Source organism: Pseudomonas frederiksbergensis (assembly GCF_001952935.1).
Classification (GTDB): Bacteria; Pseudomonadota; Gammaproteobacteria; order Pseudomonadales; family Pseudomonadaceae; genus Aquipseudomonas; species Aquipseudomonas frederiksbergensis.
The window spans coordinates 374,342-386,506 of the sequence record NZ_CP018319.1 but is presented as its reverse complement, the minus strand read 5'-3'; the positions used below and the strand labels follow the sequence as shown (position 1 = coordinate 386,506).

Here is a 12,165-nt window from a genome sequence, read left to right as displayed (position 1 = left end):
TTCTCACTTGTGGCCGATGGCCCTGGAGTCTTTCATGGTAGATCGCTCATCACCGCCACCCCGGCCACCCTTGAGTGCCGCGAGCCTGACGTTACGTCTGGCCGGTATTGCTGTGGTGGTTGCCGCAGTGGCCGGGGCTTTTGCCTACGTCAACGGCACCTTCGACCCACAGCGCCTGACGCCGAAAAAGCTGATCAATGTGCTGGAGACCAACAACGGCGTGCACCCGGGGTTCCGGCGTAACCACTCCAAAGGCGTGTGCGTGATCGGACATTTCGAAAGCAGCGGTGAGGCGCGCAGCTATTCCAACGCTCAGGTGTTCAATGCAGCGCGGACCCCGGTGGTCGGGCGTTTCGCCTTGCCGGCCGGTAATCCTTATGCGCCGGACAACAGTGTGCCGATCCGCAGCCTGGCCTTGCGATTCACCCAGGCTAACGGCCAGCAGTGGCGCACCGGGATGAACAGCATGCCGGTGTTCCCGGTGGGTACGCCCGAGGCGTTCTATCAATTGCAACAAGCCCAGTCGCCTGACCCGGCCACCGGCAAGCCGAACCCGGCTGCCGTGCCAGCGTTCTTCGGTTCACATCCAGAAGCTGCACCGTTCCTGGCCTGGATCAAAACCGCCAAGCCGTCGGCCAGTTACGTGACGGAAACCTACAACAGCGTCAATGCGTTTTACCTGGTGAACGCGGCCGGGCAACGGCAAGCGGTGCGCTGGAGCATGGTGCCCGTCGCTCAGGATGCCGCGGGTGCTACGGCGCCTGAAGGGGGGGAATTCCTGGAGAAAGACCTGGTTCAGCGCATTTCCGCAGGGCCGCTGCGTTGGCAGTTGAACATCACGCTGGCCAACCCTGGCGATCCGGTCAACGACGCCAGCAAAGCCTGGCCCGAGGGTCGCAAAGTGTTGAACGCTGGCACCCTGGTGCTCGAAAGCACCCAGCCGCAACTCAATGGTGAATGCCGCGATATCAACTACGACCCGCTGGTACTGCCTGCCGGCATAGAAGGTTCCGACGACCCATTGCTCGCCGCTCGTTCAGCCGGGTACGCCACTTCCTACTTGCGTCGTACCAGCGAAGTCAGCCAGTTGCCCTCTGCCAATAAACAGGAGTCTCGTCAATGAGCGCTCAACCGAACCACTTCGCGCCGTTAGCGCGATTGCTGCACTGGCTGATGGCGCTGATGATCATTGCCATGCTGTTTATCGGCGCGGGCATGGCCGCTTCGGTGTCCGAGCGTCATGAGTGGCTGATTCATCTGCACAAACCCTTGGGCGTCGCGATTCTGCTGTTGGTGATCGTGCGCCTGGGCGTGCGCTTTTCCACTCGACAGCCACCGCTGCCGGCGGATCTGCCGGGTTGGCAAGCGCTGGCGGCCAAGGCTTCGCATGTTTTGCTGTACGCGTTGATGCTGATCCTGCCGCTGCTGGGTTGGGCGATGATTTCGGCGGCGGGGGATCCGGTGATGCTCAGCAGCTCGCTGCAGTTGCCGTCGATCGTACCGGCGAATGCGCAGGTGTTTGCGTTCCTGCGCAAGGCTCACGGGTATCTGGCGTACTTGCTGTTCCTGACCGTGCTGGTGCATTTGGCGGCGGCGCTGTTTCACGGCTGGGTGCGCCGCGATGACGTGCTGGACAGCATGTTGCGGGGCAAGGATCGCGGCTGATCTAAAGGTTGGCACAACATTGTGGCGAGGGAGCTTGCTCCCGCTGGGCTGCGAAGCAGCCCCATCAATTGCAACACAGTAGTGTCGGAAACTACGCGGGTGCAGGTTTTGCGCCTGCTACGCAGCCGAGCGGGAGCAAGCTCCCTCGCCACAGGATTCAAGTGTCTGGGGGACGAGTGTCAGCCACCAATAGATCAACGCCACAGCATTGATGCCTGCGCCCAGCAGGCATACGCCGAGCCACCCGGCCCACGCGTACATCGCCGTCGAACCGATCGACCCCAAGGCGCTGCCAATCGAATAGAACAGCATGTAGCCGGCGGTGAGTCGGCTTTGCGCTTCGGGGCGCACGCTGTAGATCATGCTCTGGCTGGTGACGTGCACGGCCTGTAAACCCAGATCCAGGGTAATCACGCCAAGCAGCAACGCCCACAACGAGGACTGGGTGAAGGCGATCGGCAGCCAGGAAACCAGCATCAACAAGAGTGACAAACCGCTGGTCCATTGTCCGAGGCCACGATCAGCCAGATGCCCGGCACGAGCGGCGGCCAATGCACCGGCGGCACCTGCCAGTCCGAATAATCCGATTTGTGTGTGGGACAACGACAGCGGCGGGGCGCTCAGCGGTAGCACCATGGGCGTCCACAACACCATGGCACTGGCGAAGGTCAGTAGCGCGAGCACCGCACGCTGGCGCAGCACCGGTTCTTCCTTGAACAGCGTGAATACCGAGCCCAGCAACGCGCCGTAGGAACTGGCGGGTTGCGCAGCTTCATGTTTGGGCAACACACGAAACAGCAGCAACGCCATCACCAGCGTCAAACCCGCCGACAACAGATAAATCGAACGCCAACCGGCGAGGTCGGCCATGCCGCCGGCCACTGTCCGGGCGAGCAGAATCCCGACGACGATGCCGCTGGTGACCACACCGACCACACGCCCTCGCTGTTTCGGGATGGCCAATGTCGCGGCGTAAGCCACCAACACTTGTGTCACGACGGCCAATAACCCGGTCAATGTCATGCCGATTAGCAGCCAAATGTTGTCAGGTGCCAGTGCGATCGTGAGCAAGGCCAGCGCCGACAGCACAGTTTGCGTGACGATCAGGCGACGGCGATTGAGCAGGTCACCCAGCGGCACCAGCAACACCAAACCTGCGCCGTAACCGACTTGAGTCAACGTGACGACGATGCCGATGGTTGCGGGGGCCATGGCGAAAGCCTCGGCCATGGCATCGAGCAGCGGTTGTGCGTAGTAAACATTGCCGACGGCCAGGCCGCAGGCGATGGCAAACAGCAGCACCACGGCGCCGCTCAATGGATGTTCAGGTTTCATCGCAGTCTTCCTTGTGTGGTTTCAAAGTGAAACCAGTTGTACGGTAAGGAAGCTGGTTTTATATTGCAACTACATTTGATTGAGGTGAACGCGCTCATGGCAAAACGAACAAGCATGGAAAACACCGAATGCCCGGTTGCCCGTTCCCTGAATGCCGTTGGTGATGGGTGGTCATTGCTGATCGTGCGCGATGCATTTGATGGCATACGCCGGTTCGGGGAGTTTCAGCGCAATTTGGGCATGGCCAAGAATATTTTGTCTGCGCGGCTGCGCACCCTGGTGGCCCACGGCATTTTCGACCTGGTGCCGGCGTCGGACGGCAGTGCGTATCAGGAATATGTGCTGACCGAGAAGGGCAAAGGCCTGTTCCCGTTGATCATCGGATTGCGCCAATGGGGCGAGGCGTTTTTCTATGAGGCAGGGGAGACGCATTCGCGGGTGGTTGACCGACAGAACGGCCGACCGGTGCAGACGCTGGAATTACGTGCCGAGGATGGGCGCTTGCTGGGACCTGAGGATTGCCTGCGGATCGCTGCCGAGTGAGGCTGGCTGCATGTCGGACATGCAGCCATCGAGCGTGATCAGCGCAAGGTATCGACCATCTCAGCCACGGTCGTCAGCACATCCTTGCCCAATTGCTTCGAGCGTTTGCCAGACCAGCCGGTCAGCGCGTTCGGCGCATCGTTGTTGTCCTTGAACGGCATTTCCAGGGTCAGCGACAGGCAGTCGAACTTCTCGCCAACGCTGTTGCACGCCAAGGTCATGTTGGCTTTGCCCGGTTCGTCCCGGGTGTAGCCGTGCTTGGTCTGGAAGTCTTTGGTCTGGCGCTTCAGATGACTGCGAAAGTGCTCTTCGAGTTTTTCGATCCGGGGCGTGTAGCCCGGGTTGCCTTCGCAGCCGGCGGTGAATACGTAAGGGATTTCTTCATCGCCATGGATGTCGAGGAACAGGTCCACGCCGTACTTTTCCATTTGCTGCTGAACGAACAGCACTTCCGGACTGATTTCCTGGCTGGCGCTCTGCCAGGCGCGGTTCAGGTCCTGGCCCATGGCGTTGGTGCGCAGGTGACCGTGGAAAGCGCCGTCCGGGTTCATGTTCGGCACCAAATACAGATCGGCGCGGGTCAGCAGTTTGTTCAATATCGGATCGTCGTGGTTTTCCAGGCGTTCGATCACGCCTTCCATGAACCATTCGGCCATGTGTTCACCGGGGTGTTGCTGGGCGATGATCCAGACCTTGCGTTGACCTTCGGCGCCCGTGCCTTTCCGCAGCAGCTGGATGTCTCGACCTTCGACGCTTTTGCCGGTGGCCAGCAGTTCGGTGCCAGCCTTGGTCAGCGCTTGCTCGATCAGCCAGTCGTGACGGCCACGGCTGTAGGGTTCGAAGTAAGCGAACCAGGCGTGGGTGGCGGTGGCTTCAAGGCTGAAGCGCAGGCAGTCACCTTCGAAAATGGTCGGCACTCGGAACCAGTTGACGTGGTCGTAGGACGCCACCGCCTGATAACCATCCCAGGCTTTGTTGTAGGAGGACTTGCTGGCATTGTTCAGGCGAAACCAGTGTTCCTGACCGACGTGCAGACCGCTGGCCTTGAAGTGGAACCACTGAAAGTGCGGGCTGCGGGTGTCTGGCTTGATCGCCAGCAGGGCTTGCAACGGATTGCTGATGTCCAGCACTTCAATGTTGCCACTGTCGAAGTTGGCACTGATGTCGAATGAGGATTTGGCCACGGTCATAGTCGATTCCTGAATATGATTTTATGGCTGTTACTTTACACGTTGGGAAGGGAAAAACCGGGGGGAATTCTGGGTTGAGCGGGGGGGCGTCCTCCATGACGCCGACGAAGCTTAGAGACTGTGCGATTGATTCTCAAGCGCTATTTTTGATTAGTTTGGGCCAATGATGCCGGGCTTCTGTTGCCATGGGATATTCTTTTGATATCATCCGCGCCATTCGAATTTGCAGCACTTAAAGACTTCATTAGCCTGAAGGTAAAGCCAGAATAACTGGCAAAAAAAAGACCCGGCAAAAAGCCGGGTCAAAAACCGTGATTAGCCTGATGAGGAGATAGTCCAGGCGACCGACCTAAGGTCACTTGGACAATCGACCGATCTCGCGACCAGCTGCATGCAATAATAATCATTCTCGTTTGCAAGTCAAATGTTTTTATCTGCGCGATAGGAAAGTTCTTTTCCCGTCCTCCTTCTCAGCACCCGCGTCTCATCCATTCTGATCGCCCTCCAGGGATCGATCCACCATCGCCCTGGCCATGTCGATCATGTGCACCGCCGAAAACGCCAGGTCCCGATGTGCGCCTTGCAGATTGCTGGCTGACTCGTACGCGATGGCGGCGGCACAACGCAGCAAATCCGTGGCATGGACCAGCGCCTCCTCGCAGCTGATATTGCGGTTTACGTCAAAGAAACGTTCTTCGACCACTTCCTCTGAAACAGCTGGTTTCAAGTAATAGTCCAGCGCTCGTTGCGCGGCAGCAGAGCCTTTTGGCGAGGTGAGGGAAGTGTCGATTTGCATGTCGGGCAGGTCGTTGCAGGGGATGGACATGGCGATGGCAAACTCCGTGATAGATTCAGATCCGTGAACCAATCCTAGTACGAACTGTATTTATGACGAGAGATTAAATACTACAATTTGTGTTTTGATGGCCGGAGGCGTCCACGTATCGTGCCGCACATGGATAAATGGATTGAATTGGTCAAGGCCAAGATGAGTGAACTCAAAGTCACTCAAGACATACTCGCCGACCGTCTCGGGATGTCCCAGGGCGGCGTGGGTCACTGGCTGAATAAACGCCGTCAGCCGAGCATCGAAGACATGAACCGTGTCTTGCGGGCGCTCGGGATGGATTTTCTGGAAGTGGCGATTGTGATCCGGGAGCCTTTAGTCCCACAGGACAACGAGATTTCCCTGACACAAAAGTACAACCCCTATTTCCGCTACCCGGTCAGTGACTGGCGGGCGCCTGTCGAGGTCCGCGACGGTGAACTGCCGGTGTATGGCAAGCCACGTTTCGAACTGACCGATTACCACGCCCAGGGCCCGGCATTCTGGCTGGTGGTGGTCGGCGATGCGATGACCGCACCCACGGGCATCAGCGTTGCCGAGGGCATGATGATCCTGGTGGACCCGGCCATCGTGCCGGAACCCGGAAAGTTGGTGATTGCCCACTGGCCGGACAGCACCGAGGCGGTTTTCCGCAAACTGATAGAAGAGGGCGGGCAGCGTTACCTGGTCCCGCTCAATCCGACGTATCCGAAAGCCCTTTACACCGAAGAGTGCCGAATTATCGGCGTGGTGGTTCAGGCGACCGCCAGGTTCTAATCAGATCGGTCCTCGCAAGGCGTAGGACCGATCTTCATTTCATGCGTCTTCAAATTCGACCAACGCACTGCCTTCGCTGACCATCTCGCCTTCCTGGCAATACAGCGCCTTGATCACCCCGGCGTGTGGTGCACGAATGCTGTGTTCCATCTTCATCGCCTCCAGCACCACCAACTGCGCCCCGGCTTCGACCGTTTGCCCGGCTTCCACCAATACCCGCACGATGCTGCCATTCATGGGCGCGGTCAGCCCGCCGTGATGGCTGTGGCTGGCCTCGATGGCGCTGATCGGGTCGTAGGACTCGATGCGGCGCAGTTCACCTTCCCATTGCAGATACAGCACCTCGCCCCGGCGGATTGCCCGATGCTGGCGGCGCAGGCCGTTGTGCTCGGTCAGCAGTTGCTCACCCTTGAGTTGAGCGGTGTGGGCGTCGGCGTCGCCCAACGTCAGCGCGCGATCCTGGTCTTCACAACTCAAATGCAGGGTGATTTCTGTCGGCAGTCCAGCACGGAAACCATTGCTGTTGGCCCAAGGCGAAACCGGGTCATCGGCACGAGTTGTCCTCGGCTGGCTTTGGGTAAAAGCCTGGGCGGCGGCTTGCCAGAACTCGTCACTGAGGTCCGAGGCGACTGGCAGCAGCTCTTCCTGATAACGCGGAATGAACCCGGTATCCAGTTCGGCCGCAGCAAACGCCGGATGGCCGACGATCCGGCGCAGGAAGTTGATGTTGGTCTTGAGTCCGCCAATGGCGAACTCATCGAGCATGCTCAGCAGCCGCAGTCGCGCCTGTTCACGATCCTCGCCCCAGGCAATCAGTTTGCCGAGCATTGGGTCGTAGAACGGTGAAATTTCATCGCCTTCCTCGACGCCGCTGTCTACCCGCCGTCCCGGACCTTGCGTGGATTCGCGATACAGCTCCAGTCGACCGGTCGCCGGCAGGAAATCGTTGCCCGGGTCTTCGGCATACAAGCGCACTTCGATGGCATGGCCGATCAGCGGAACCTGATCTTGAGTCATCGGCAGCGCTTCGCCGCGGGCCACGCGAATCTGCCAGGCCACCAGATCGAGGCCGGTGATGGCTTCGGTGACCGGGTGTTCGACTTGCAGGCGAGTGTTCATCTCCATGAAGAAGAACTCACCCCGCGAATCCAACAGAAATTCCACGGTGCCGGCACCGACATAACCGATGGCCTGTGCCGAACGCACGGCGGCCTCACCCATGGCGCGACGCAGCTCCGGGCTCAAGCCTGGAGCGGGTGCTTCTTCAACGACTTTTTGGTGGCGACGCTGGATCGAACAATCACGTTCGTTGAGGTACAGGCAATTGCCGTGCTGGTCGGCGAAAACCTGGATTTCCACGTGACGCGGTTTGAGCAGGTACTTTTCCACCAGCATCCGCGAATCACCGAACGAGGATTTCGCTTCACGTTGGGCCGAGGCCAGGGCTTCGGCCAACTGACTGACGTCCTCGACCACTTTCATGCCTTTGCCGCCGCCGCCTGCGGTGGCCTTGAGCAGCACTGGATAACCGATGCGTGCGCAGGCGTCGCGGAACGTGTCGAAGTCCTGCGCTTCACCGTGATAGCCGGGCACCAATGGCACGCCGGCGGTTTCCATCAAGGCTTTGGCCGCGGATTTGCTGCCCATCGCATCGATGGCCGAGGCGGGCGGGCCGAGGAAAATCAGTCCCGCTTCTTCGATGGCGCGGGCGAACCCGGCGTTTTCGGAAAGAAAGCCATAACCGGGATGAATCGCCTGAGCGCCACTGGCCTTGGCGGCGGCGATCAGTTTGTCGATTTGCAAGTAACTGTCGGCGGCTTTGCTGCCACCGAGGTCGACGCGGATATCCGCTTCGCGGCTGTGTCGGGCTTCACGGTCGGTGGCGCTGTGCACGGCGACGGTGGTCAGGCCCAGGGCTTTGGCGGTGCGCATCACCCGGCAAGCGATTTCGCCGCGGTTGGCCACCAGCAGGGTGGTGAGAACAGGTGCGCTCATCAACGCGGCTCCTTGGTGGTGGTTTCGGCTTGCCAGCTCGGCGGACGTTTTTGCAGAAAGGCCCGCAGGCCTTCCTGACCTTCGGGGCTGACGCGGATGCGGGCGATGGCGTTTTCGGTGTAGCGGCGTAGTGCCGGAGTCAGCGCGCCGTGGCCGACTTCGCGCAGCAAGTCCTTGCTGGCGCGCAGGGCGGCCGGACTGTTGAGCAGCAGGTTGTCGATCCACTGTTCGACTTTCTGTTCCAGCTCAGCGATCGGATAACTCTCCGACAACAAGCCGATTTCCCGCGCGCGTTGTCCGCCGAAACGCTCGGCAGTCAGCGCGTAGCGACGTGCCGCGCGTTCACCGATGGCTTGCACCACGAACGGGCTGATCACCGCCGGGGCCAGGCCGATGCGCACTTCCGACAGGCAGAACTGCGCGTCATCGGCGCCGATGGCCATGTCGCAGCAACTGATCAGGCCCAGCGCACCACCGAATGCAGCGCCTTGCACCACCGCCAGCGTCGGGATTTTCAGCTTGGCGAGGTTGTACATCAACTCCGCCAGTTCCCGGGCGTCGTCGAGGTTGGTGTGGTAATCGAGTTCGGCCGATTGCTGCATCCAGGCCAGATCTGCACCAGCGCTGAAATGCTTGCCGCGTCCACGCACCAGCAGAAAACGCAGGCTGGCGTCGCTCGACACTTTGTCCAGGGCGAGGATCAGTTCGCGGATCATTTCGGCGTTGAAGGCGTTGTTCTTTTCTTCACGGCTGAGCCACAGGGTCGCAAAACCACGCGGGTCGGTCAGCAGTTCGAGGGTATTGAAGTCGCTCATGATTTTCTCCCGATCACATCCGGAACACGCCGAAGCGGCTCGGTTCGATTGGCGCATTCAGCGACGCCGACAAGGCCAGGGCCAATACATCCCGGGTTTGCGCCGGGTCGATGACGCCGTCGTCCCACAACCGGGCGCTTGAGTAGTAGGGATGACCCTGCTCTTCGTATTGATCGAGGATCGGTTGCTTGATCTCGGCTTCCTGCTCGGCGCTGAAACCGTGACCACTGCGTTCGGCCTGCTCGCGTTTGACCTGCACCAAAACACCCGCCGCCTGCTCGGCGCCCATCACGCCGATGCGTGCGTTCGGCCACATCCACAAGAAACGTGGATCGTAAGCTCGCCCACACATGCCGTAGTTACCGGCGCCGAAACTGCCGCCGATGATCACGGTAAATTTCGGCACCTTGGCGCACGCCACCGCGGTCACCAGTTTCGCGCCGTGCTTGGCGATGCCGGCGGCCTCGTACTTTTGGCCGACCATGAAACCGGTGATGTTTTGCAGGAACAGCAACGGAATGCCACGCTGACAGGCCAGCTCGATGAAGTGCGCGCCTTTCTGCGCGGCTTCGGCGAACAGAATGCCGTTGTTGGCGAGGATCGCGATCGGGTAACCGTGCAAGTGGGCAAAGCCGCACACCAGGGTCGTCCCGAACAACGCTTTGAATTCGTCGAACACCGAACCGTCCACCAACCGCGCAATCACTTCACGCACGTCGAACGGCTGCTTGGCATCCGCCGACACCACGCCGTACAACTCGTCGCTGTTATAGAGCGGGGCGATGGGTGTGCGCTGTTGCAGTTCACCGAGTTTTCGCCAGTTGAGGTTGGCGATGCTGCGTCGTGCAATGGCCAAGGCGTGTTCGTCGCTCTCGGCGTAATGGTCGGCCACCCCGGAAATCTTGCAGTGCACATCGGCCCCGCCGAGGTCTTCGGCGCTGACTACTTCACCGGTCGCGGCTTTCACCAGCGGCGGGCCGGCGAGGAAGATCGTCGCTTGTTCGCGCACCATGATCGCTTCGTCGGCCATGGCCGGCACGTACGCGCCACCGGCGGTGCAGGAACCCATGACCACCGCGATTTGCGGGATGCCCATGGCGCTCATGTTGGCCTGGTTGAAGAAGATCCGTCCGAAGTGTTCACGGTCCGGGAACACTTCATCCTGACGTGGCAGGTTGGCGCCGCCAGAGTCCACCAGATAAATGCACGGCAAACGGTTCTGCTGGGCGATGGTTTGGGCGCGCAGGTGTTTTTTCACGGTCAGCGGGTAATACGAACCGCCTTTTACGGTGGCGTCGTTGGCGACGATCATGCATTCGACGCCTTCCACACGGCCGATCCCGGCAATCACGCCAGCGGCCGGAACGTCTTCGCCATACACCTCGTAAGCCGCCAATTGGCTGATCTCGAGAAACGGCGAACCCGGATCGAGCAGGCGATTGATCCGTTCACGAGGCAACAGTTTGCCCCGAGAGGTGTGGCGCTCTTGCGCCTTCGGGCCGCCACCTTGCTGCACTTTGGCGAGCAGGGTGTGCAAGTCGTCGACCTGTTTGAGCATCGCCGCGCTGTTGGCCGCGAACTCCGCCGAACGGGGGTTGAGCTGGGTATGCAGGATAGCCATGGACAGCTCCGTTTAGCGGGTTTCGTTGAACAGTTCGCGACCGATCAGCATGCGACGGATCTCACTGGTGCCGGCACCGATTTCGTACAGCTTGGCGTCACGCAGCAGACGACCGGCCGGGAATTCGTTGATGTAGCCATTGCCACCGAGAATCTGGATCGCGTCGAGGGCCATTCGGGTTGCGCATTCGGCGCTGTAGAGGATGACTCCGGCGGCGTCCTTGCGGGCGGTTTCGCCGCGTTCGCACGCTTGCGCTACCGCATAGAGGTAGGCGCGGCTGGCGTTGAGTTGGGTGTACATGTCGGCGACCTTGCCCTGGATCAGCTGGAATTCGCCGATGCTTTGGCCGAACTGCTTGCGGTCGTGGATGTACGGCACGATCAGGTCCATGCAGGCCTGCATGATCCCGGTTGGACCACCCGAGAGCACAACGCGCTCGTAGTCGAGGCCGCTCATCAGCACCTTCACGCCGCCATTGAGCACGCCGAGGATGTTTTCTTCCGGCACCTCGACGTCATCGAAGAACAGCTCGCAGGTGTTGGAGCCGCGCATGCCGAGCTTGTCGAATTTGTTGCTGCGGCTGAAGCCTTTGGAATCACGTTCTACGATGAACGCGGTGATGCCGTGAGGGCCTTTTTCCAGGTCGGTCTTGGCGTAGATCACGTAGGTGTTGGCGTCAGGGCCGTTGGTGATCCAGGTTTTGCTGCCATTGAGGACGTAGTGGTCGCCGCGTTTATCGGCGCGCAGTTTCATCGACACCACGTCGGAACCGGCATTCGGTTCGCTCATGGCCAAGGCGCCGATGTGCTCGCCGCTGATCAGCTTGGGCAGGTATTTGCTTTTCTGTTCGTGATTGCCGTTGCGGTTGATCTGGTTGACGCAGAGGTTGGAGTGCGCGCCGTAGGACAGGGCGACCGAGGCCGAACCGCGGCTGATTTCCTCCATGATCACCACGTGGGCCAGGTAACCCAGGCCAGCACCGCCGTATTCTTCTGGAACGGTCACACCCAGCAGGCCCATGTCGCCGAATTTGCGCCACAGGTCGGCGGGGAACAGGTTGTCGATGTCGATCTGAGCGGCGCGCGGCGCGATCTCTTTGGCGACGAAGGACTGAACCTGATCGCGCAGCATGTCGATGGTTTCACCGAGGGCAAAGTTCAGGGATGGGTAGCTCATGGGTCACCTTTTGGCTTTTTTGTAGGGTCGGGAGGGCCGTGATTTGGTTCTCACCTTTACGTTAACGTAAGCCTGTGACGAATGGCTGTCAATCACCCTTTACGTTAACGTCAACTTGAGCGAGAGTAGAGCCAGTTCATAGAAGGCGAACCAACCTCTGTGGGAGCACCTGTGGCGAGGGGATTTATCCCCGTTCGGCTGCGAAGCAGTCGCAAACCCGGT

The 12,165-nt window shown here is 60.1% G+C and carries 11 protein-coding genes; 4 read left to right on the top strand and 7 right to left on the bottom strand.

From position 1 onward, the window contains the following. Positions 1–34: 34 nt before the first annotated feature. Both PFAS1_RS01955 and PFAS1_RS01950 read left to right on the top strand, forming a co-directional pair. A complete protein-coding gene (locus tag PFAS1_RS01955) occupies positions 35–1,123 on the top strand; it encodes a catalase family peroxidase (protein WP_076028004.1) in 1,089 nt (362 codons plus the stop codon). Beyond that, the gene (locus PFAS1_RS01950) at positions 1,120–1,665 is read left to right on the top strand and encodes a cytochrome b (protein WP_076028003.1); all 546 of its coding nucleotides are present in this window, start codon (positions 1,120–1,122) and stop codon (positions 1,663–1,665) included. Before PFAS1_RS01955 ends, PFAS1_RS01950 begins: the two co-directional genes overlap by 4 nt. A gap of 117 nt (positions 1,666–1,782) precedes the next feature. Here the strand turns inward: PFAS1_RS01950 and PFAS1_RS01945 are convergent, their stop codons facing one another. Next, positions 1,783–3,000: an MFS transporter gene (locus tag PFAS1_RS01945; protein ID WP_076028002.1), complete on the bottom strand. Its 1,218-nt coding sequence runs from the start codon at positions 2,998–3,000 to the stop codon at positions 1,783–1,785. 96 nt (positions 3,001–3,096) lie between these two features. Here PFAS1_RS01945 and PFAS1_RS01940 point away from each other — a divergent pair, with 96 nt between their 5' ends. Then, positions 3,097–3,543, top strand: a complete 447-nt coding sequence (locus PFAS1_RS01940) for a winged helix-turn-helix transcriptional regulator (RefSeq protein WP_076031485.1) — start codon at positions 3,097–3,099, stop codon at positions 3,541–3,543. A gap of 38 nt (positions 3,544–3,581) precedes the next feature. Here PFAS1_RS01940 and PFAS1_RS01935 read toward each other — a convergent pair whose 3' ends face one another. Together PFAS1_RS01935 and PFAS1_RS01930 are read right to left on the bottom strand one after the other, a co-directional pair. Then, positions 3,582–4,733 carry a M14 family metallopeptidase gene (locus tag PFAS1_RS01935; RefSeq protein WP_076028001.1) on the bottom strand — a complete coding sequence of 384 codons (1,152 nt, stop codon included), beginning with the start codon at positions 4,731–4,733 and terminating at the stop codon, positions 3,582–3,584. A 484-nt stretch (positions 4,734–5,217) separates the two neighbouring features. After that, on the bottom strand, positions 5,218–5,559 hold the full coding sequence (locus tag PFAS1_RS01930) for a DUF6124 family protein (RefSeq protein WP_076028000.1): 342 nt from the start codon (positions 5,557–5,559) through the stop codon (positions 5,218–5,220). A 129-nt stretch (positions 5,560–5,688) separates the two neighbouring features. On the opposite strand from PFAS1_RS01930, the gene PFAS1_RS01925 reads away from it, so the two are divergent. Beyond that, positions 5,689–6,336 carry a LexA family protein gene (locus PFAS1_RS01925; protein WP_076027999.1) on the top strand — a complete coding sequence of 216 codons (648 nt, stop codon included), beginning with the start codon at positions 5,689–5,691 and terminating at the stop codon, positions 6,334–6,336. A 39-nt stretch (positions 6,337–6,375) separates the two neighbouring features. Here the strand turns inward: PFAS1_RS01925 and PFAS1_RS01920 are convergent, their stop codons facing one another. From PFAS1_RS01920 to PFAS1_RS01905, 4 genes are read right to left on the bottom strand one after another with little or no spacing between them, the layout of a single operon-like run. Beyond that, positions 6,376–8,331: an acetyl/propionyl/methylcrotonyl-CoA carboxylase subunit alpha gene (locus PFAS1_RS01920; protein WP_076027998.1), complete on the bottom strand. Its 1,956-nt coding sequence runs from the start codon at positions 8,329–8,331 to the stop codon at positions 6,376–6,378. Next, a complete protein-coding gene (locus PFAS1_RS01915; protein ID WP_076027997.1) occupies positions 8,331–9,146 on the bottom strand; it encodes a gamma-carboxygeranoyl-CoA hydratase in 816 nt (271 codons plus the stop codon). The genes PFAS1_RS01920 and PFAS1_RS01915 overlap by 1 nt, the downstream gene beginning before the upstream one ends. Before the next feature lie 13 nt (positions 9,147–9,159). Next, the gene (locus PFAS1_RS01910; protein ID WP_076027996.1) at positions 9,160–10,767 is read right to left on the bottom strand and encodes a carboxyl transferase domain-containing protein; all 1,608 of its coding nucleotides are present in this window, start codon (positions 10,765–10,767) and stop codon (positions 9,160–9,162) included. 12 nt (positions 10,768–10,779) lie between these two features. Continuing rightward, positions 10,780–11,943: an isovaleryl-CoA dehydrogenase gene (locus PFAS1_RS01905; RefSeq protein ID WP_076027995.1), complete on the bottom strand. Its 1,164-nt coding sequence runs from the start codon at positions 11,941–11,943 to the stop codon at positions 10,780–10,782. Positions 11,944–12,165 lie beyond the last annotated feature (222 nt).

What these genes read in the sequence shown, in the direction of transcription:
- PFAS1_RS01955 (WP_076028004.1), top strand. Translation starts at nt 35, where the DNA reads ATGGTAGATCGCTCATCACCGCCACCCCGGCCACCCTTGAGTGCCGCG.
- PFAS1_RS01950 (WP_076028003.1), top strand. Translation starts at nt 1,120, where the DNA reads ATGAGCGCTCAACCGAACCACTTCGCGCCGTTAGCGCGATTGCTGCAC.
- PFAS1_RS01945 (WP_076028002.1), bottom strand. Translation starts at nt 3,000, where the DNA reads ATGAAACCTGAACATCCATTGAGCGGCGCCGTGGTGCTGCTGTTTGCC.
- PFAS1_RS01940 (WP_076031485.1), top strand. Translation starts at nt 3,097, where the DNA reads ATGGCAAAACGAACAAGCATGGAAAACACCGAATGCCCGGTTGCCCGT.
- PFAS1_RS01935 (WP_076028001.1), bottom strand. Translation starts at nt 4,733, where the DNA reads ATGACCGTGGCCAAATCCTCATTCGACATCAGTGCCAACTTCGACAGT.
- PFAS1_RS01930 (WP_076028000.1), bottom strand. Translation starts at nt 5,559, where the DNA reads ATGTCCATCCCCTGCAACGACCTGCCCGACATGCAAATCGACACTTCC.
- PFAS1_RS01925 (WP_076027999.1), top strand. Translation starts at nt 5,689, where the DNA reads ATGGATAAATGGATTGAATTGGTCAAGGCCAAGATGAGTGAACTCAAA.
- PFAS1_RS01920 (WP_076027998.1), bottom strand. Translation starts at nt 8,331, where the DNA reads ATGAGCGCACCTGTTCTCACCACCCTGCTGGTGGCCAACCGCGGCGAA.
- PFAS1_RS01915 (WP_076027997.1), bottom strand. Translation starts at nt 9,146, where the DNA reads ATGAGCGACTTCAATACCCTCGAACTGCTGACCGACCCGCGTGGTTTT.
- PFAS1_RS01910 (WP_076027996.1), bottom strand. Translation starts at nt 10,767, where the DNA reads ATGGCTATCCTGCATACCCAGCTCAACCCCCGTTCGGCGGAGTTCGCG.
- PFAS1_RS01905 (WP_076027995.1), bottom strand. Translation starts at nt 11,943, where the DNA reads ATGAGCTACCCATCCCTGAACTTTGCCCTCGGTGAAACCATCGACATG.